The sequence below is a fragment of the Micromonospora sp. NPDC005203 genome (assembly GCF_042872705.1).
Classification (GTDB): Bacteria; Actinomycetota; Actinomycetes; order Mycobacteriales; family Micromonosporaceae; genus Micromonospora.
The window spans coordinates 40,808-59,176 of sequence record NZ_JBIAKV010000021.1 but is presented as its reverse complement, the minus strand read 5'-3'; the positions used below and the strand labels follow the sequence as shown (position 1 = coordinate 59,176).

Annotated in this window: 16 protein-coding genes; 9 read left to right on the top strand and 7 right to left on the bottom strand. The window is 69.5% G+C overall.

Features of this window, described 5'->3' with window-relative positions; all coding sequences use genetic code 11:
- The first annotated feature begins 12 nt into the window (after positions 1–12).
- The 7 genes from ACFYPM_RS30345 to ACFYPM_RS30315 all read left to right on the top strand — a co-directional run bounded on the left by ACFYPM_RS30345 (position 13) and on the right by ACFYPM_RS30315 (position 11,671).
- Positions 13–1,197, top strand: a complete 1,185-nt coding sequence (locus ACFYPM_RS30345) for an ABC transporter substrate-binding protein (RefSeq protein ID WP_387204234.1) — start codon at positions 13–15, stop codon at positions 1,195–1,197.
- Positions 1,198–1,203: 6 nt separating this feature from the next.
- The gene (locus ACFYPM_RS30340) at positions 1,204–2,055 is read left to right on the top strand and encodes a sugar phosphate isomerase/epimerase family protein (RefSeq protein WP_387204231.1); all 852 of its coding nucleotides are present in this window, start codon (positions 1,204–1,206) and stop codon (positions 2,053–2,055) included.
- A gap of 75 nt (positions 2,056–2,130) precedes the next feature.
- On the top strand, positions 2,131–4,527 hold the full coding sequence (locus ACFYPM_RS30335; protein ID WP_387204229.1) for a ricin-type beta-trefoil lectin domain protein: 2,397 nt from the start codon (positions 2,131–2,133) through the stop codon (positions 4,525–4,527).
- A 173-nt stretch (positions 4,528–4,700) separates the two neighbouring features.
- Positions 4,701–7,256, top strand: coding sequence for a glycoside hydrolase 43 family protein (locus ACFYPM_RS30330; protein ID WP_387204226.1), 2,556 nt, complete (start codon positions 4,701–4,703; stop codon positions 7,254–7,256).
- Between the two features lie 194 nt (positions 7,257–7,450).
- Complete coding sequence (locus ACFYPM_RS30325; RefSeq protein ID WP_387204223.1) at positions 7,451–9,871, top strand: family 43 glycosylhydrolase; 2,421 nt, start codon at positions 7,451–7,453, stop codon at positions 9,869–9,871.
- A 27-nt stretch (positions 9,872–9,898) separates the two neighbouring features.
- Positions 9,899–10,531, top strand: a complete 633-nt coding sequence (locus ACFYPM_RS30320) for a hypothetical protein (protein WP_387204220.1) — start codon at positions 9,899–9,901, stop codon at positions 10,529–10,531.
- A gap of 60 nt (positions 10,532–10,591) precedes the next feature.
- Positions 10,592–11,671, top strand: a complete 1,080-nt coding sequence (locus tag ACFYPM_RS30315) for a hypothetical protein (protein ID WP_387204217.1) — start codon at positions 10,592–10,594, stop codon at positions 11,669–11,671.
- Between the two features lie 179 nt (positions 11,672–11,850).
- Here the strand turns inward: ACFYPM_RS30315 and sodN are convergent, their stop codons facing one another.
- The 6 genes from sodN to ACFYPM_RS30285 all read right to left on the bottom strand — a co-directional run bounded on the left by sodN (position 11,851) and on the right by ACFYPM_RS30285 (position 16,581).
- Positions 11,851–12,255 (bottom strand): superoxide dismutase, Ni, encoded by a 405-nt coding sequence (gene sodN, locus ACFYPM_RS30310; RefSeq protein WP_387204214.1) that lies wholly within the window; start codon positions 12,253–12,255, stop codon positions 11,851–11,853.
- A 170-nt stretch (positions 12,256–12,425) separates the two neighbouring features.
- Positions 12,426–13,220 (bottom strand): inositol monophosphatase family protein, encoded by a 795-nt coding sequence (locus ACFYPM_RS30305; RefSeq protein WP_387204211.1) that lies wholly within the window; start codon positions 13,218–13,220, stop codon positions 12,426–12,428.
- A 23-nt stretch (positions 13,221–13,243) separates the two neighbouring features.
- Positions 13,244–13,693 (bottom strand): iron chaperone, encoded by a 450-nt coding sequence (locus ACFYPM_RS30300; protein WP_387204208.1) that lies wholly within the window; start codon positions 13,691–13,693, stop codon positions 13,244–13,246.
- A 96-nt stretch (positions 13,694–13,789) separates the two neighbouring features.
- The gene (locus tag ACFYPM_RS30295) at positions 13,790–14,503 is read right to left on the bottom strand and encodes an NADPH-dependent F420 reductase (RefSeq protein WP_387204205.1); all 714 of its coding nucleotides are present in this window, start codon (positions 14,501–14,503) and stop codon (positions 13,790–13,792) included.
- Positions 14,504–14,510: 7 nt separating this feature from the next.
- The gene (locus ACFYPM_RS30290; protein ID WP_387204202.1) at positions 14,511–15,539 is read right to left on the bottom strand and encodes an LLM class flavin-dependent oxidoreductase; all 1,029 of its coding nucleotides are present in this window, start codon (positions 15,537–15,539) and stop codon (positions 14,511–14,513) included.
- Positions 15,532–16,581 carry an LLM class flavin-dependent oxidoreductase gene (locus ACFYPM_RS30285; RefSeq protein ID WP_387204198.1) on the bottom strand — a complete coding sequence of 350 codons (1,050 nt, stop codon included), beginning with the start codon at positions 16,579–16,581 and terminating at the stop codon, positions 15,532–15,534. Before ACFYPM_RS30285 ends, ACFYPM_RS30290 begins: the two co-directional genes overlap by 8 nt.
- A 108-nt stretch (positions 16,582–16,689) precedes the next feature.
- Here ACFYPM_RS30285 and ACFYPM_RS30280 point away from each other — a divergent pair, with 108 nt between their 5' ends.
- Complete coding sequence (locus tag ACFYPM_RS30280; RefSeq protein WP_387204195.1) at positions 16,690–17,181, top strand: MarR family winged helix-turn-helix transcriptional regulator; 492 nt, start codon at positions 16,690–16,692, stop codon at positions 17,179–17,181.
- Between the two features lie 145 nt (positions 17,182–17,326).
- Positions 17,327–17,581 (top strand): hypothetical protein, encoded by a 255-nt coding sequence (locus tag ACFYPM_RS30275; protein ID WP_387204192.1) that lies wholly within the window; start codon positions 17,327–17,329, stop codon positions 17,579–17,581.
- Here ACFYPM_RS30275 and ACFYPM_RS30270 read toward each other — a convergent pair.
- On the bottom strand, positions 17,571–18,260 hold the full coding sequence (locus tag ACFYPM_RS30270) for a class I SAM-dependent DNA methyltransferase (protein WP_387204276.1): 690 nt from the start codon (positions 18,258–18,260) through the stop codon (positions 17,571–17,573). The two genes, ACFYPM_RS30275 and ACFYPM_RS30270, sit on opposite strands and share 11 nt — an antisense overlap.
- Positions 18,261–18,369 lie beyond the last annotated feature (109 nt).

Below are 18,369 nucleotides of genomic sequence, written 5' to 3'. Positions count from 1 at the left end.
GGGGAATCCATAGTGCGACGTTCCATGGCGGCCTTGGCCGCTGTCACCCTGCTGTCCCTCACCGCCTGTGCCACCGACGAGCCCTCCGCGAGCCCCTCGGGCGGTGCCTCCACCGCCGCCGGCTCGGGCACCGGGGAGCAGTCGAAGTTCTTCGTGCAAGCCGACTACGATGCCGAGCTCGCACTGCTCACCGCGACCCCGACGGGTCCCGCCGACAAGCCGTGGGAGCAGGTGCTCAACCCGAAGCTGGTGGACACCGCCAAGTTCAAGAAGAGCGGCCCGCACAAGATCTGCTTCTCGAACGCGGCGCTGAACAATCCGTGGCGGCAGGTCGGGTTCAAGACCATGCAGGCCGAGGTCGAGGCGCAGAAGAGCCGCATCAAGGAGTTCGTGCACGTCGACGCCGAAGGCAAGGACCAGAAGCAGATCGCGGACATCAACGACCTGCTCGGCAAGGGCTGTGACGCGCTGATCGTCTCGCCGAACACCACCGCAACGCTGACCCCGGCCGTCGAGGCGGCCTGTAAGGCGGGGCTGCCGGTCGTCGTCTTCGACCGTGGTGTCAACACGAAGTGCCCGGTGACGTTCATCAACCCCATCGGCGGCTACGGGTTCGGCCACGTCGGCGCCGATTTCGTCAGTCAGAAGATGAAGCCCGGAGGTAAGGTCCTCGCCCTGCGCATCCTGCCGGGTGTGGACGTCCTGGAGACCCGCTGGTCGGCGGCGAAGGTGGCGTTCGACAAGGCGAAGGTCGACGTCGTGGGTGTCGAGTTCACCGACGGCGACCCGGCCAAGACCAAGAAGATCGTCGACGACTACATCCAGCGGTACGGCACGATCGACGGTATCTGGATGGACGCCGGAGCGACGGCCGTCGCGGCGGTCGAGGCGTTCCAGGACGCGGGCAAGCCCGTTCCGCCGATGAACGGCGAGGACCAACTCGACTTCCTGAAGATCTGGAAGGACAAGAACCTCACCGCGATCGCGCCGACGTACCCGACCTACCAGTGGCGTACGCCGATCATCGCGGCGCTGCGGATCCTCGACGGCGAGCAGGTCTCCAACCCGTGGAAGCTGCCGCAGCCGACCGTCACCCAGGACAACCTGGACACGTACCTCGACGCGAACATGCCGCCGCTGCACTACGCGATGTGCGGCTGCACCGACCTGCCCGGCTACCCGCAGCGCTGGAAGTAGGAGCAGATGTACGCCATCGGCGTCAACCCGTGGGTGTGGGCCTCGCCGGTCGATGACGAGGCCCTGGCCGAACTGATCCCGCGGATCGCGTCGTTCGGCTTCGACGCGGTCGAGTTGCCGATCGAGCAGCCCGGCGACTGGGACCCGGTCCGCACCCGGGACCTGCTGGCCGAGCACGGCCTCGTCGCCGCCGGTGTCTGCGCGGTCACCCCGCCCGGTCGGGACCTGGTGAACGCCGCGCCAGCGGTCGTCGAGTCGACGGTGGCGTACCTGATGACGTGTGTGGCAGACGCGGCGGCCGTCGGCGCTGGATGCGTCGGCGGCCCCGTGTACGCCTCGGTCGGCCGCACCTGGCGGATGTCGCCGGCGGCTCGCGCGGCCTGCTACGCGGACTTCCGGAAGGCTCTGACGCCGGTGGCCGAACTGGCGGGCGAGCACGGCGTGAGCATCGGTGTCGAGGCGCTCAACCGCTACGAGACGAGCGTCGTCAACACGATCGAGCAGACTGTCGAGTTGATCGACGGACTTCCGTCGAGTGTCGGCATCATGATCGACACGTACCACATGAACATCGAGGAGGCCGACCCCTACGCGGCTCTCGCGGTCGCTGGCCCGCACATCAAGCATGTGCAGGTCAGCGGCTCCAACCGGGGCGCACCCGGTGCGGACCACTTCGACTGGCCCCGCTTCTTCGCCGTCCTGCGGGACACCGGTTACCAGGGCGCGGTCTGCATCGAGTCGTTCACGGCGGAGAACGAGACCATCGCGACCGCCGCGGCGATCTGGCGTCCGTTGGCACCCTCACAGGACCGTCTCGCCACGGACGGCCTGCGCTTTCTCCGGGAGATCCTCGGGTGACCGCCCCCACCCACCGAGGTCCCGGCCCCCGGGCTCTGCCCACCACCCCCCACTAGAGTCAGGAGCACCGTCCCCGTGTCTGTCTCGTCCGTTCCACCGCTGCGGCGGCTGTTGGCCGGCGCCGCCGCGTCAGCGTTGACCGCGCTGGTCGCGGTGACCGCCTCAGCGTCCCCCGCGCTCGCGGCCACCACCACCCTCTATGCGTCGCCGTCCGGCACCGGCACCAGTTGCTCGGCCAGCCAGCCGTGTTCGCTGTCCGCCGCGCAGACCGCCGTGCGGGCAGCCAATACCACGATGTCCGGTGACATCGTCGTGGAGCTGGCCGACGGCGCGTACCGGCTGTCGTCGCCGATGCGGCTGACCGCGGCCGACTCTGGCAACAACGGCTACCAGGTGATCTGGCGGGCGGCCGCCGGCGCCCGTCCGTCGATCACCGGTGCCCGCGCGGTCACCGGCTGGTCGCTCGTCGACTCCGGGAAGAACATCTGGCGGGCCAACGTGCCCGCCGGCCTCGACTCCCGTCAGCTCTACGTCAACGGGGCCATCGCCACCCGGGCACGCACCGCCGTGAACCGCGCCGACTTCACCTTCACCACGTCCGGGATGCGGTTCAGCAACAGCGCGCTCAACTACCTCAACAACCTCGGCAACCAGAACCGGGTCGAGGTGGAGAGCGTCGGGTCGTTCACCGACAGGTACTCGCCGGTGCAGAGCATCAGCGGCAACTTCCTGACGATGCAGCAGCCCGCCTGGAACAACAACACCTTCGGGTTCGACACGTTGTCCCGCCCGCACCGCGCGGGTCCGTTCTACCTGGCCAACGCGTACGAGTTCCTGGACTCGGCGGGGGAGTGGTATCTCAACCCCGGCAGCGGCCAGCTCAACTACATCCCGCTCGCCGGGCAGAACATGAGCACCGTCAGCGTGGAGCTGCCGCAGCTGCAGTCCCTGGTCAACGTCGGCGGCACCCTTGACGCGCCCGCGCACCACATCTCGTTCAGCGGGATCACCTTCACCGGCACCAGCTGGCTCGGCCCGAGCAGCAGCAACGGCTTCGCCGACCAGCAGACCGGCGCGCACATCGTCGGCACCTGGGCCCGTCCGTCCGACGCGCTGACCTCCTGCCAGGAGGGCTGCTCGCTGTTCGAGGCCACCCGCCCGAGCTGGGCGCAGATGCCCGCCGCCGTGCAGGTCTCCGCCGCGAACACCATCAGCTTCAGCGACTCCCAGTTCGTCAACCTGGGGCAGACGGCCATCGGCATCGGCAACGACGCCAACGCCCACGCCAGCGGTGTCGGCCTGGCCGCCAACAACATCACCGTCACCCGCTCCGAGATCGCCCGCAACTCGGCCGGTGGCGTCGTGGTCGGCGGCGTGCGCGCCGACGCCCACCACCCGAGCGACCAGCGGATGGTCAACCGCAACGTCACGATCAGCAACAACAAGGTGCACGACCTGGGTCTGGAGTACCGGGGCGTCGTCTCGATCCTGACCACCTACGTGAACACCTCGCTGGTGTCGCACAACGAGGTCTACAACATGCCGTACACGGGCCTGTCGATCGGCTACGGCTGGGGCGCCAACGACGCCGGCGGCAGCCAGCACTACGCCAACCGTGGCCTGTACAACTACCAGCCGCGGTACTCCACGGCGACCACCGCGGCCAACAACCAGGTCATCGGCAACTACGTGCACGACGTCATGCAGCAGATGACCGACGGCGGGTGCATCTACTCGCTGTCGGCGAACCCGGGCGGGTTGATCGCCGAGAACTACTGCCTGCGGACCAACGGCTGGTTCGGGCTCTACTTCGACGAGGGTTCGCGCTACTACACCGCCCGCAACAACGTGTTCTCCTCCACCGGCACCTGGGCCACCGCCAACTACTACTACGCCGAGAACATGGGCAACTTCACGGTCACCAACAACTGGTCGACAAGCAGCGGCACGAACGTGACGAACGGTGACCGCGGCAACGTCGTCAACAACAACGTCACGGTCAGCGGCGGCAACTGGCCGTCGGGCGCGCAGACGGTGATCAACACGGCCGGTCCGCAGAGCGGTGGCAGCACCAACCCGACGAACGTGCAGCTCGTGGGCGCTCAGTCGGGCCGCTGCGCCGAGATCGGCGACTCCAGCACCGTCAACGGCACGCAGGCCCAGATCTGGGACTGCATCAGTAACGTCGCCAACCAGCGGTGGACCCACACCGCGAGCCGGCAGCTCATGATCTATGGCACCAAGTGCCTGGACGCCTCCGGCCAGGGCACCGTCAACGGCACGAAGGTGGTGATCTGGGACTGCAACGGTGGTGTCAACCAGCAGTGGAACATCAACTCCAACGGCACCATCACGGGAGTGCAGTCGGGTCTCTGCCTCGACGCGAACGGCGCCGCGACGGCGAACGGCACGAAGTTGATCCTCTGGGCCTGCAGCGGTGGCACCAACCAGCGGTGGACGGTACGCAGCTGACGTAACGTCGGATGGCACCGGATCCGGGCTGGGGCGCTCTCGCCCCGGCCCGGATTCGCATGGTGTGCACAGCGGCACCGCCGAGACAGCCGTCCGTCCGGTGCGCGGTGTTACGGGGATACTTCGGGCAGGTTTCATTGATGCTCTTGACAGGCATTGTTAGCGATAACACGATGGGTTCCACGCCGCTCTCGCGTCTGGAGTCCACCTTGGCCGTGTCGATCCGCCTGCGAGCTTCCAGCCTCATCCGCAGATTGCTGCCGGTCAGCCTGCACACAGTGCTCGACCACCTCGCCGACGCGATGACCCGACCCGGCTCCACAGTCCACACCCGGGCACCCGGCCGGCTGCGCACGTTCGCATCCATCGCCGTCCTCGTCGCAGCGGGCCTGGTGGTCACACCCGCCGCCGCGCAGGCCGCCGACCCGTGGTCGCCCCGCTCGTCGTACACCTCGACCGACACCGGCGCCGGCACCTACTCGGTGCCGCTGCTCAACGCCGACGTGCCGGACATCAGCGTCGAGCGGGTGCCCGCCGCCGAAAACGACGAGGGCCGCGACCTGTACTACATGATCAGCACCACGATGCACCTGAGCCCAGGCGCGCCGATCATGAAGTCGTACGACCTGGTCAACTGGGAGATCGTCAACTACGTCTTCGACCGGGCGAGCATCGGCGACTCGTTCTCGCTGCGCAACGGCCAGAACTCGTACGGCCAGGGCCAGTGGGCGTCGTCGCTGCGCTACCGCGACGGCATGTACTACGCCGTCTTCAACACCAACAACCTCAACGGGGCGTACCTCTACCGCACCGACGACATCGAGAACGGCGCGTGGCAGCGCACCGCCCTCGGCCGTGGTCTGCACGACCCGTCGCTCTTCTTCGACGTCGACGGCACGCCGTACATCTTCTACGGCTCCGGCGGCACCAGCGCGGTACGCCTCAACGCCGACCTGACGTCCGTCGCGCAGGACTACCCGAACATCTTCACCGCGAACAACTACGCCGGGCAGCCGTTCATCGGCGGGCTGTTCGAGGGCGCGCAGGTCTACCACATCGATGGCTGGTACTACGCCGTCATCATCACCTGGCCGTCCGGGCAGGGACGCCAGGTCGTGATGTTCCGGTCGAAGGACCTGCTCGGGCGCTACACCTCGGCCGGCGGAGTCAACACCTACGAGGCGCGTGGCGTACTCAACTCCAACGGCTTCGCACAGGGCAGCCTGGTGCCGATCAGCCGCACCGACGGCCGGACCGACTGGCACGGCATGTTCTTCCGGGACACGTTCCCGATCGGGCGGATCCCGGCGCTCATCCCCGCCACCTGGCAGGACGGCTGGCCGACCTTCGGCACCAACGGGGTCGTGCCGGTCAACGGCCTGTTCGACAAGCCGATCCGGCTCAGCCCGGCCGAGGAGGTCTTCGAGCGGCAGAAGAGCATCGTCGCCTCGGACGACTTCGCCAACGACGCGCCGCACAAGGCGTACCAGGACGAGCAGTGGACGGTCCCCGCGCCGCTCGACCCGGCGGAGATCGCCCCCAACGGCTCACGACTGGACCTGGCGTGGGAGTGGAACCACGCACCGGACAACAGGTACTGGTCGCTCACCGACCGCGACGGCTGGCTGCGGTTGACCGCCGGCAAGGTGGTCACCGGCCAGTACGTCTACACGAAGCTGTCCAACCGGGCCGAGCTGGCCTGGTTCGAGGAGGCCCGCAACACCCTCTCGCAGCGCACGTTCGGGCCACGGCAGTCGGTGCAGACCCGGATGGACATCTCCGCGATGCGCAACGGTGACGTCGCCGGCCTGGCCGCCTACAACCGCGGATTCTCGTACCTGGCGGTCAAGCGCGTCGATGGTGTGAACACCCTCGGCGTCGTCAACCGGTCGCAGCCGTTCGCTGTCGAGGTGGACCAGGCGACGGTGGAGAACTTCGTGCCGGGCACCACGGTGGCGTTGGGAGACGGCGCGACCGAGGTGCACGTGAAGGCGGACCTCGACTTCGCCTCACCGGTCGGCCAGTTGTGGACGACGTTCTACTACAGCCTGGACGGGTTGATGTGGACCCGGCTCGGCAACCGGGTCGGCCCGCAGACGCTGGACGGCAGCCTCGCCCACTTCATGGGTCACCGGGTCGGGCTGTTCACCTATGCGACGCAGGAGACCGGCGGGCACGTCGACTTCGACAACTACCTGCTCAGCGACACGCTGACCGCCCAGGCCCGGCCGCTGGACACCGTCGCCCTCGACGCGGCCATCGCCCACGCGCACACGCTCGACGCGCGCCACTACCCGCCCGACGCCTGGGCCGCGACGCAGTCCGCACTCGCGGCGGCGACGTCGGCACGGGCTGGACAGTTCGGCACCCAGAACCAGATCGACGCCCCGGAGCGCGCGCTCAGCTACCAACTGGCCCGGCTCGGCGTGCTCGCGGCACTGCCGGTCCCGGCCAGCGCCGAGGTGCGGTGTCTGGCTGGCAAGGCGTACGTGGCGGTGCGGGTGCGCAACGACTCGGGCGGACCGGTCGGGATCACCCTGGAGACCCCGTACGGGAACAGGTCGTTCGCGACCGTGGCGCCCGGGGCCAACGTCTACCAGTCGTTCCCCACGCGCGCGGCGGCGGTGCCGGCCGGCTCGGTGACGGTCCGGGCCACCGGAGCGGTCGCCGGCCGGGACGTCACCACCGTCCACTCCGCTCAGTACCCCGCCACCGCCTGCGGCGAATAACCCCACCACGAGCCCTCGGCTCGCCGACCAGCACCACCGGCGACCGGCCGTGCGGCGCGGAACAGCGACCTGTCCCGCGCCCCCGGCCGTGGTCGAGCCGGTGGCGGCGGTCGACCCCTGATGTCCGGACCACCTACCACCACCGATCCCCCGCACACCGATGACCGCACGTCAGAGATGAAGGAGGACGTTTCGTGGAACAACGAATGCGACGCGCGACCCGAGGACGGGTCGCCGCGATCGCGACGGTCGGCCTGATGCTGGCCGCAGGGTTCGCCACCGGGGCGGCGCCGGTCCAGGCCGCCGACACGAATCTCATCGTCAACGGCGGGTTCGAGGACGGCCTGGCCAACTGGTTCGTCAACAACGCAAACGCCAGCGACGGCGCGCAGTTGTCGGCCACCGCGGCTGCCTACGCCGGTGCGAACGCCGCGCTCGTGACCGGCCGGGCGACGACCGGATCCGGGCCGATGCAGGACCTCAGCGGCAAGGTGCAGGCCGGCCAGGCCTACACCCTGACGGCCCGCATCAGGTACGAGAACGCGAGCGGGCCGGCCACCAAGCAGTTCTTCGCCACCATGCACTACGGCGGCGGCACCTACACCAACCTCGTCAGCGTGACGGCGACGAAGGGTCAGTGGGCGCAGTTCAACGGGACGTTCACGATCCCGGCGACGCAGACCGTGTCGACGGCGCGGCTGTTCTTCGAGACCCCCTGGACGGCCACCCCGGCCACCGACCCGGACCTGCACCTCATGGACTTCACACTCGACGACGTGTCGGTGGTCGGCGCGGCGCCGCCCGCGCCGGCATCGAAAACGATCGAGGTCGTCGGGAAGCTGCCCGGGGAGCACAACCCGTTGATCGGGCACAAGTTCGGCGCCGACGGCTTCGGCCTCGTGCACGACGGCCGGGTGTACATGTACATGACGAACGACACCCAGGGCTACGCCCCGAACCCGACCACGGGCGTCTCGCCGGGGATCAACTACGGCGACATCAACCAGATCACGGTGATCTCCTCGGCGGACCTGGTGAACTGGACCGACCACGGTGAGATCCAGGTCGCCGGCCCGAACGGGGTGGCCCCGTTCACCGCCAACTCGTGGGCTCCGGGCATCACCAAGAAGGTGGTGAACGGCGTGGAGAAGTTCTTCCTCTACTACGCCAACGGCGGTGGCTCCAGCAACGTGATCACGGGTGCGTCGCCACTCGGCCCGTGGACCAGCGAGCGCACCAGCACGCTGATCGACGGTCGCACCCCCGGTGCCGAGAGCGTCGCGTGGAAGTTCGACCCGGCCCCGTTCGTGGACGACGACGGCCAGCCATACCTCTACTTCGGTGGTGGCCCCGCGTCGACGAGCATGCCGCCGGCCGAGCGCTTCAACAACCCGAAGAACATCCGGGCGATCGAACTCGACGACACCATGGTCGCGACCCAGGGGACGGCCGCGGTGGTCGACGCCCCGGTCGCGTTCGAGGCGGGTCACGTCTTCAAGCGGCAGGGCAGGTACTACTTCTCGTACTCGTCGCACTTCGGCGGTAACGACTTCGGTGGCAGCCAGCAGCCGCTGCCCGGCTACCCCGGTGGTGGCCAGATCGGTTACATGATCTCCGATGGCCCGATGTCGTGGCCGAAGGAGACCTATGCCGGCGTGCTCTTCCCGAACCAGTCGCAGTTCTTCGGCAGCGGCACCGGCGGCAACAACCACCAGTCGGTGTTCGAGTTCGAGGGCAAGCACTACTTCACCTACCACGCGCCGACGTTGAACAAGCGCATCAACGGAAACACGACCCAGGGGTACCGCAGCCCGCACATCCAGGAACTGGCCTTCAACCCGGACGGCACGATCCAGCAGGTCGTCGGCACCTACGCCGGGGTGAACCAGGTCCGCGACTTCGACCCGTACCGCGTCTTCGAGGCCGAGACCTTCGGCTGGAGCAAGGGTGTCGCGACCACGACTGTCGACGGCAGCTCCGCCCAGTTCGGCGGCGCGGCACCGAACCTGGTGGTCCGCGACATCGACAACGGTGACTGGATTGCGCTGTCGTCGGTGGACTTCGCCGACAGCGGCGCGCAGAGCGTGACGGCGAAGGTGCGGGCGCTCGCCGCCGGCGGGCAGATCCAGGTCCGCCTGGACAGCGCCACCGGTCCCGTTGTCGGCACGGTCGCGGTCGACACGCCGGTCGGCCAGTGGGCGGAGGTGACCGCCCAGCTTGCCGGCGTCAGCGGCGTGCACGACGTCTACTTCACCTACACCGGCCCGGCGGGCGTCGACCTCTTCGAGATCGACAACTGGGCCTTCCAGGCGGCCACCCTCGAACTACCCGTCACGGCCACCGCGTCGGCGCGGTGCGTGGGCGGCAAGGTCCACGTGGCCGTGCAGGCCCGCAACGACCATGACGCGCCGGTGGCGATCGCTCTGGAGACCCCGTACGGCGAGCGCTCGTTCGCGGCCGTCGCGCCGAATGCGAACGCGTACCAGTCGTTCAGCACGCGTGCCGTCTCGGTGCCCGCGGGTTCGGCGACGGTCCGGGTGACCGGGGCGGTGGGTGGACAGGACGTGACGACCGTCCGCACCGTGCAACATCCCGCCGGCACCTGCGGCGGATAACCCTTGATGGCTGAGAACGGAGACCACATGAACACAGACAAACGGCGGCAGTTGCTCGCGGCCGGTGCCGTCGGCGCGGTGCTGGTCGGGGCCGCGGTGCTGCCGTCGCCCGCCCTGGCCGAGCCGGACGACGACGCCAGCGTGCGGGTCACTGTCGACATCGACGAGATCAGGGAACCGGGCGTCCTCGCCCTGTCCGTCGCAGGCGACGCCGTCGCGCTGTCCGAGGACGGCTCGACCCTGCTGGTGCGCCAGTTCGTCGGTACGCTGCCGACGGTGACGGTCACCGACACCCGCGTCGCCGACGAGGTTCCTGACGGTGCCAGCTGGGCGGTGCTCGGCAGCGCGACCGACTTCGCGGGCAGCTCCGGCCAGGCGCCGATCACCGCCGACCACCTCGGCTGGAAGCCCCGGCTGCTCGACGGCGGGGAGACCGGCCTGGTCACTGAGGGCGAGGAGGTGGTGACCGCGTTGGACGAGGCGACTCAGCCGGGCAACAACGTCGGCCTCGTCGACCAGGAGCTGCTGGTCTCGGCCTTCGACTCCGAGGCCGTGGCCAGCGACTCGTACTCCGTCAACGCCGACCTGTACCTGCGTACCCCGGCGGAGGTCGCCGCCGGCGCGTACAGCTCGACGCTCACGCTCTCACTGTTCGAGTAGTGCTGTGGCGGGGGTCCGGACCGGGCCCCCGCCACACCCCCTGCCGAAGGGCTCATCGTCATGACCGTTCCCCCGCTGCGCCGGGTGCTCACCGTCCTCGCCGTCGTGACCCTCGCGGTGACGGCCGCGCCGGCCGTGGCGGCGGCGGAACCAGACCCGAAGGCGCTGACCTGGACGGTCCAGCCGGCCACCCCGAGCGGCCCCGACCAACGCCGGTGGATCAACGCCAGCCTCGACCCGGGGCAGGTCGTGACCGAGCATCTGGCGGTCCGCAACTTCAGCCGGAACGCGGTCGCCTTCTCGCTGAAGGCCGCCGACGGCTACCTCACCGACAAGGGTCGCTTCAACATGCTCTCGTCCGACCGCCCCTCGGTCGACGGTGGCACCTGGATCGATGTGCAGCAGAAGGTCACCGTCGGCCCCGGCGAGACGAGGGTGGTGCCGTTCACGATCACGGTGCCCAAGGGTGCCGCGCCGGGGGACCACCCGGCCGGCATCGCGGCGACCGTCACCAGCACCGGTGGCACGGTCAACGTCGAGAGCCGGGTGGGCTTCCGGGTCATGGTCCGGGTCAACGGGACCGTCCAGGCGACCCTGCCCGTTCAGGGCCTCACCGCGAGGTACACGCCGTCGTGGAATCCGTTCGGCGGTGGCACGCTCCGGGTCCGCTACACCGTCGGCAACGACGGCAACGTCTGGGTCAGCGGGACGAGCCGGGTGGCGGTGTCTAACCTCTTCGGCCGGACCAGCCACGACGCCACAAGTGCGGTCGAGGAGTTGCTTCCGGGCGGCAGCCGGGAGATGGCGACCCGCGCCGACGGCGTCTGGGCGCTGGGACGCCTCCGCACGACAGTCACCACGTCACCGGCCCTGCTCGGCGACGGGCAGGCCGGCGCGGACCTCCGACCGGTGTCGGCCACCGTCACCACCTGGGTCGTCCCCTGGGCACAGCTCGCGCTGCTGGGTCTCCTCGCCGTACTGCTCGTCGGTCTGCGGGCGGCGGTCCGTCACCGCCGACGTCGGCTGGCCGGGCTGCTCGCCCGCGCCCGCCAGGAGGGTCGGCAGGAGGGTCAGGAGTCGGTGCTCGTCGGAGGCGGCCCCGCCGACGGTGAACCCGACCCGGGCGACGCCCGCCGGTAACCCGCCGCCGGACCGGCAGCACCGTCGGCCAGCCAACGAGCGCGGGTCGGCGAGTTCGAGTTGTACGCCAGCTAGCAGCCGGCGCGGGCGGGAGCGGCGAAACCCTGCCGCTCCAGCCCGCCCGCGAGCGCCGGCAGGGCGCCCATGCGGGAGCCTCCGCCGCGTACCTCGGCGGTTGGTCAGCCCTGCTTGGTCTCCCAGAAGATCTTCGAGATCTCCTCGATCTTTCCGAGCAACTGCTCCGCGGCCGCCGGGTCGGCGTTTCCCTTCGCGCCGCCGGCGCCGGCCAGCTTGGTGGCCTCGTTGAAGAGGCCGTGCAGCTCGGGGTAGCGCTCGAAGTGTGGTGCCTTGAAGTAGTCGGTCCACAGGACCCAGAGGTGGTGCTTGACCAGTTCGGCGCGCTGCTCCTTGATGATCAGCGACCGCGTCCGGAACTCCGGATCGGTGCTGGCCTGGTACTTCTCGGCGATCGCCTTGATCGACTCGGCTTCGATCCGGGCCTGGGCCGGGTCGTAGACGCCGCAGGGGAGATCGCAGTGTGCGCTCGCGACAATGCGTGGGCGACGGGGGCGTGGCAGGTGCATCAGAGTCCTTCCGACAGCGGTGCGGAGGTGACGAACGTCCGGCCGGACAAACTCCGCCGCCCGTGCGTCCTCCGGGCCGCAACGTGATCGACAGGGGCGACGCTAGAGCCTGAACTCGGCTTCAGGTCAAGGGCGTGTCGGCAGCCGTGCGGTGGCCGCCGGGCCGGTGGTCACCGCTGGTTCCTGATGAGAGCCAGGAGGGCAGCGTGCGTCCGCTCGTCGGCGGCGACGACAAGACCCCTCCCATCGGGGTGAACCGGCCTGCCGTCGATCCCGGTGACCACACAACCTGCCGCCTGACCGAGGGCGACTCCGGCCGCGAAGTGGACGCTGTCGCACAGGTGCTCGCCATCCGTCACGTAGCCGGCGCGGCGACCGGCAGCCACCCAGGCCACGGCCAGCGTGGTGGAGACGACGCGGGGGCGGAACTGTTCGATGAACCCCTCGTCGGCGAGCATCCGGGCGGCGAGGAAGACGTGCCGGTTGGGAAACGGTGGGTCGAGATTGACGTCGACAAGGCGTGACTCCGCCGACGGGGTGAGTGGCTCGTCGACGCCACCACGCCGGGCATACGCGGCGAAGCCGTCGGTCCAGAACACCTCGTTGGTGAACGGGTCCGCCGAGGCGGCCACGCGGACCCGTGCCCCTGCCCGTAGCGCGATGTTGACCGAGGTCAGCATGGTCCGCACGGCATAGTTCAACGTTCCGCACAACGGGTCAACCAGCCACGTACGCCCGTTCTCGCCGGTGCCGGTGCGCCCGCTCTCCTCCGCCAGCACGCCGTCGTGTGGACGTCCGGCGCGCAGGACGTCGAGGATGGCCTTCTCGGCCTCGACGTCCGCAGTGGTGGCGAAGTCATCCGCGGTCTTCATGAAACGGGCCAGCGATGATCCGTAGTGCGAGCGGACGACCGCGGCTCCGGCTTCCACCGCCGCGATCGCCAGCGCGTGATCGGTGCTCGACATACCCGAACCATAGGTGGCGACGGTCAGGACACCGCGGCCCGCACCAGCTCGCCGACCCTCTTCTCCACCGCGGGGCTCCACTTCTGCAGCGCGTACGCCACCGGCCACAGGTCGCCGTCGTCGAGGTTGGCCGCGTCCTGGAAGCCCAGGGTCGAGTACCGGTAGTTGAACTTGCCGGAGTCCTGGAAGAAGACGACGATCTTGCCTTCGGCGTTCGCGTAGGCAGGCATCCCGTACCAGGTCTTCGGGGACAGCTCAGGCGCGGCAGCGGTCACCGCCACGTGGACGCGCTCGGCGAGCGCGCGGTCGTCCGGCTCCATCTGCGCGATCCGGTCGAGGAGCGCCTGAAGCCCGTCGGCCTTCTTCGCGCCCTTCTTGCCCTCGGCGCGCAGTTCGGCGGCGCGCTCCTGCATCGCGGCCCGCTCCTCGGCGCTGAAACCGTCGGACGTGGTCGTGGTGGTCTTCGCGGACATGCGCGGGCTCCCTCTCGATCAGGTGCGGCACCATGCCGCGACCTGGGAAAAGGTTAGGCCGGACGACGCCCGCCGGGCTTCTCGATTCCTGATCGGTTATGCCGACGCTCGGGCAGCGGCGATGGTCCGTCCACGCTCGGACTCTCCGAAGCGGTCGAGCATGACCCGCACCTCGTCGGCGCTGACGTTGGCCCCGAACAACTCACTGCCGGGTTCGAGTCGTACGCCCTCGGCCAGAGGGCCGGCGACGACCGGATCGAAGCCCAGCGCGTCCACCAGAGTCGCGACCGTGGCGAGGTCCGTGACGTCGTCGCCGGCGATCGCGATGGCCTTGCGGTCCGGCGTTCCGGTCGGCCGCGACCCGTCCTCGAGATCGTGGTAGCCCATGTGGTTGAACGCCTTGACGACGCGGGAGCCGGGCAGGAACGCCTGGACGATCTCGCTCGACGAGGTACGCGCGTCGGTGAGGTCGTCCCGGATGCCGTCGATCTCCCACCAGTAGTTCATCGCGTCGACGACGAGCTTCCCGCGCAGCGCCTCGGCGGGAACACTGCGGTACTTGCCCAGCGGCAGGGCCAGGATCACGATGTCCGCGGCGGCCACCGCGTCGGCCGCCGTGGTGGCCGCCGCCCCCGGGGCGAGCACCTCGACGGTGAGGGCGATCTTCGCCGGATCGCCGGAGCCGGCGACCAGCACGCGGTAGCCGGCGGCGACGGCGAGCCGGGCGAGCACCGTGCCCACCTTGCCGGCCCCGAGCACACCAAGGGTCTGGGGCCGGTCGTTGTCGAACATGTCGTCCTCTCGGTTCATGTGTTGATCAGGCCAGCAGCTCGCGGACCATGGGGATCACCCGGGAGCCGTACAGTTCCACGGCTCGCATCCGGGCGCTCACCGGTTGCGCTCCGGCGGAGTAGATGAGGTCGAACCGGCCGACTCCGAGGCTGCGGATCGCGCGTGCCATCCGACGGGCCACCGTCTCGGGTGAGCCGATGTAGAGCGAGCCGTTCTCCACCTCGGAGTCGAACTCCTGGCGACGGATCGGTGGCCAGCCCCGCAGCGCGCCGATGCGGTTGCGCATCACCCGGTAGTGCGGCCAGTACACCTCCTTCGCCTCCTCGTCGGTGTCGGCGACGAAGCCCGGCGAGTGCATGCCGACCGGGTGTGCGGTCGTACCGAGCTGCTCGGCCGCCCTGCGGTAGAGGTCCAGGTACGGCGCGAAACGCTCGGGGGCGCCGCCGATGATGGCGAGCATGAGTGGGAGCCCGTACTGGGCGGTGCGGACGACCGACTGCGGTGAGCCACCCACGCCGACCCAGGTGCTCAGGTGTCCCGACTCGGTCTTGGGAAAGACGTCGGCGTTCTCCAGCGAGGCACGCAGGGTGCCGTTCCAGGTGACCGGCTTCTCGTCGAGCAGCTTGACGAACAGCTCGATCTTCTCCTCGAACAGCGTGTCGTAGTCGCGCAGGTCGTAGCCGAACAGGGGGAACGACTCGGTGAACGAGCCGCGACCGAGGATGACCTCGGCCCGGCCGTGTGACAGCGCGTCCACCGTGGCGAACCGCTGGAACACCCGGACCGGGTCGTCCGAGCTCAGCACGGTCACCCCGGAGGCCAACCGGATCCGGGACGTACGGGTGGCGATGCCCGCCAGCACCGTCTCCGGCGTCGACACCGAGTACTCCGGCCGGTGGTGCTCGCCCAGCGCGATGACGTCGACGCCGAGCTGGTCGGCGAGCACCGCCTCGTCGACCACCTGACGGATCGCCGCGGCGTGGGAGACGAGCTTGCCGGCGTCGTCGGACGGTACGTCGCCGAACGTGTCGAGGCCGAACAAGAGGTCAGACATGGGTGGGCTCCTTCGCCAGCAGCTCCCGGACCCGCGGCGCGACCTCACTGCCCAGCAGTTGGATGGTGCGCGCGCGTGCCTCGCGGGGCAGGTGCATGATGTCGTACTTCAGGTCGAAGCGGTTCAGCCGCAGGTCGCGGGCAACCGTGGCGATCTTCTGCGCCACCGTCTCGGGTGACCCGACGAAGAGCGCCCCGTGGTCGATTTCGGCCTCGTAGCGTGCGCGGTCCGGTTTGTAGAAGCCGCGTTCCGCGGCGAGCGCCGCCGCGACCGGCTGCCAGTATCGCCACCACGTCTCCACCGCCTCCTCGTCGGTGTCTGCGACAAGGCCGAGTGAGTGCTGCCCGATTGGCTGCGGGGTATGCCCGAACTGGTCGAGCGCTTTGGTGTAGAGGTCGACGTGGCCGGCGAACCGTTGGGGTCGTCCACCGATGATCGCCATCATGAGCGGGAGGCCGTGCCGGGCGGCGCGGACCACCGAGTTCGGGCTGCCCCCGACGCCGATCCACGTCGGGATGCCACCGGGCCGCATCCGTGGGTGCAGGCGCTGTTCGGTCAGAGGGCTTCGCACAGTTCCGGACCAGGTGACCGTTTCGTCACGCCGAAGCCGCAGGAAGAGGTCGAGCTTCTCCTCGAACAACCGCTCGTAGTCGGCCAGGTCGTAGCCGAACAGCGGGAACGACTCGGTCGCCGACGCGCGTCCGAGGACGAGCTGGGCGCGGCCGTCGGACACGGCGTCGAGCGTGGAGAACTCGTGGTAGAGGCGGACCGGGTCGTTCGTGCTGAGCACGGTCACCGAGGTGCCGAGGCGGATCCGCTCGGTCGCCGTCGCGGCCGCCGCGAGCAACACCGGCGTCGCCGAGTCGTTGTGGCCCTCCCGATAGTGCTCGCCGAGGCTGAACACGTCGAGTCCGACCGACTCGGCGAGTCGTGCCTCGTCCACGAGGAGTCGTACGGTCTCGGCGTCGCTCAGGATCCGGTCGCCGTCGGTGGCCACCTCCCCGAACGAGTTGAGCCCCAGTTCGAATCCGGTAGCTGTCATCGTGTCCTCCTCGGTGCTTCCGCCGGCGACCCGCGGGAGCGGACCTACCGGTTGACGTGTCAATGATGCTAACTTGGCGATTGACACGTCAATTCCCGGGAGAATGAGATGACGGAGACCACACCTGCCCGGCGGGGAGGACGCCAACTGCCGACGGCCGAGGAGCTGCGGATCTGGCGGAACTTCATCGAGACGACGGCGGCGCTGAGTGCCCGGCTGGAGTCCCGCCTGCAGGGTGACTCCTCCCTCTCCACCGGGGACTACGCCGTCCTGCTCGCTCTCAGCGAGGCGCCGGACCAGGCGATGCGCTCGTCCGCGCTCGCGGCGCACATCGGCTGGGAGCGCAGCCGGCTCTCCCACCACCTGGGGCGGATGGAGCGGCGCAGCCTCATCCGCCGCCAGGAGTGCCCGACCGTCCCCCGGGGAGCGGAGGTGCTGCTCACCGCGGCCGGAGCCGAGGCGTTCGGCAACGCGACACTTCCCCACCTGCGCGCCATCCGAGAGCTCTTCGTCGACGCCCTCACGCCGGAGCAGATCGTCGCGGCGGGCCAGATCGCGGCGGCGCTGCGAGCGCGCCTCGACGAACAGCACGAGGATTGAGGGCATCAAGCACCGCGGAGAGGAGTACGCAAGCTCAGGGGCTGGCCTGCTGATCAGGGCGAGCTTGCGAACCGGCGCCGAGCAGGTGCCCGCCGGTTCGGGCGATCGTCCGTAGGCCAACGGGGGGCTAGGCTTCGGCGTACCGATGGCTTCGGCACTCCGGGCGTTCACCGAGGAACTACGTGCCAACGTCGCCCTGGTCAGTGCCGGTGTGACCACGGATCGTCGGGACACCAGGGAACGGGACAGGATCGCCGAGGTCCGGCTGGAGGAAGCGGGCATCGCCGAGTCCCAGCGGACGGTCCGGTGCACGGCCTGGCGACGCTGGTTCGCCGTGGTCGGCGCGATCATCCTGGTGGTGAACCTCGCCCTCGGCCTGTACGTGGCCTTCACCCGCTGACGCGACGTGCCGTGGCCAGCAGGAACGCCTGATCGTCCCGCTCGGTGCCCCGAGCCCGTCGCACCAGGCGGCACTCCTCCCGCAGGCCGGCAGCCTCGATCTCGGCGGCGACCTGGTCCGCCGTGTACCGGTGTCGCTCCAGGCGGATCTCGTGGCCGAAGTGGCGGCGGTAGGGCGCCGACAGGTCACGCGTTCCTTCGCCGGCCTGGAAGCCGACGAGCAGGTGGCCCGTGGGTCGGAGGACCCGGGCCGCTTCCGCGAAGACGCGTGCCTGCCCGGCAGGGGGTGTGTGGATGGTGGAGTACCAGAGCAGGACGCCGGCGAACTGGGCGTCCGGGTAGGGGAGTGCGGTCAACGAGCCCACGGTGAACATCAGGCCAGGGTGGTCACGGCGCGCTCGGACGATCATGCCCGGCGACAGGTCGACCCCGTGCACCAGGCACCCACGAGCGGTGAGGTACCTGCTCATCCGGCCCGGGCCGCACCCGGCGTCGAGGACCCGGGTGTCGCCGCCCGACGTCACTGCCTCGGCGAACGCGTCGACCATGGCGAGGTCGAGTGGGGTCTCGGCGCGGGTGTCCGGCAGAAGGGTCGCGTAGTCCTCGGCGACGGTGTCGTAGGCACGGCGCACACCGTGCAGGTCGAGCGGATCGGCGGGTGCGGAGGTCACGGGCCGCATCATCGCACCGGGGGAGTTGGCGCTTGTTCTGGCGACGGGTCTTCGGCGCGCGCATCGCCACGACCGAACGTGTCACGATGCGGAACGCGCCGAAGACCCGGGGGCCGAA

Coding starts and splice junctions, on each gene's coding strand:
- ACFYPM_RS30340 (WP_387204231.1), top strand. CDS start 1,204: ATGTACGCCATCGGCGTCAACCCGTGGGTGTGGGCCTCGCCGGTCGAT.
- ACFYPM_RS30330 (WP_387204226.1), top strand. CDS start 4,701: ATGGGTTCCACGCCGCTCTCGCGTCTGGAGTCCACCTTGGCCGTGTCG.
- ACFYPM_RS30320 (WP_387204220.1), top strand. CDS start 9,899: ATGAACACAGACAAACGGCGGCAGTTGCTCGCGGCCGGTGCCGTCGGC.
- ACFYPM_RS30315 (WP_387204217.1), top strand. CDS start 10,592: ATGACCGTTCCCCCGCTGCGCCGGGTGCTCACCGTCCTCGCCGTCGTG.
- sodN (WP_387204214.1), bottom strand. CDS start 12,255: ATGCACCTGCCACGCCCCCGTCGCCCACGCATTGTCGCGAGCGCACAC.
- ACFYPM_RS30305 (WP_387204211.1), bottom strand. CDS start 13,220: ATGTCGAGCACCGATCACGCGCTGGCGATCGCGGCGGTGGAAGCCGGA.
- ACFYPM_RS30300 (WP_387204208.1), bottom strand. CDS start 13,693: ATGTCCGCGAAGACCACCACGACCACGTCCGACGGTTTCAGCGCCGAG.
- ACFYPM_RS30295 (WP_387204205.1), bottom strand. CDS start 14,503: ATGAACCGAGAGGACGACATGTTCGACAACGACCGGCCCCAGACCCTT.
- ACFYPM_RS30290 (WP_387204202.1), bottom strand. CDS start 15,539: ATGTCTGACCTCTTGTTCGGCCTCGACACGTTCGGCGACGTACCGTCC.
- ACFYPM_RS30285 (WP_387204198.1), bottom strand. CDS start 16,581: ATGACAGCTACCGGATTCGAACTGGGGCTCAACTCGTTCGGGGAGGTG.
- ACFYPM_RS30280 (WP_387204195.1), top strand. CDS start 16,690: ATGACGGAGACCACACCTGCCCGGCGGGGAGGACGCCAACTGCCGACG.
- ACFYPM_RS30275 (WP_387204192.1), top strand. CDS start 17,327: ATGGCTTCGGCACTCCGGGCGTTCACCGAGGAACTACGTGCCAACGTC.
- ACFYPM_RS30270 (WP_387204276.1), bottom strand. CDS start 18,260: ATGCGGCCCGTGACCTCCGCACCCGCCGATCCGCTCGACCTGCACGGT.